This is a genomic window from Mesorhizobium sp. M7A.F.Ca.CA.004.04.2.1 (genome assembly GCF_004022825.1).
Taxonomy (GTDB): domain Bacteria; phylum Pseudomonadota; class Alphaproteobacteria; order Rhizobiales; family Rhizobiaceae; genus Mesorhizobium.
Map to the genome: position 1 here is coordinate 1 of NZ_RZPH01001655.1, position 645 is coordinate 645.

Genomic DNA, 645 nt, shown 5'->3' on the forward strand with positions numbered 1-645 from the left:
CGGTCGACGGCGGACGTGTTACGCACCCAGGAAACGAACTCGCCGAGCGAATTCTCCAATTGCCGCACCGGCTCGAAACCGAGCAACTCACGGGCCTTGGAAATATCGGCGAAGCAGTTGCGGATATCGCCGGAGCGGGCTTTGCCGAGCAGTTCCGGCGAGCGATTCGGTGTCCCCATGGCCTCGGCCAGCAATCGCGCGACTTCGCTGATCGCATAGGCGCGGCCGCTGCCGATGTTGATGACATGACCCTTTGCCTGGCGTTGCTGCAGAGCAAGGCGAAAGGCGCGGGCGACGTCCTGCACATGGACGAAATCGCGCTTCTGTTCGCCATCCTCGAAGATCATTGGCCGTTGGCCGTTGGCGAGACGCGAAGCGAAGTTGGCCAGCACGCCGGTATAGGGATTCGACAACGCCTGGCCGGCGCCGAAGACATTGAACAGGCGCAGCGCGACCGCATCGATGCCATAGGCCTCGCCGAAGATCAGCACGGCGCGTTCCTGGGCGTATTTTGTCAGCGCATAGATGGAGGCGAGATCGACCGGCTTTTCTTCGTCCGTCGGCAGCGGCGAGAGGGCGTCTCCACCTGGCGACAGCGGGTTCCATTGCCCGCTCCTGATGTCGCTCGCCTTGCGCCGAGCATCT

The 645-nt window shown here is 63.1% G+C and carries 1 protein-coding gene; it reads right to left on the reverse strand.

Features of this window, described 5'->3' with window-relative positions:
• Positions 1–645, reverse strand: a 645-nt coding sequence (locus EN893_RS36780) for an NAD-dependent epimerase/dehydratase family protein (RefSeq protein WP_128362300.1), incomplete at both ends; no start/stop codon positions are given.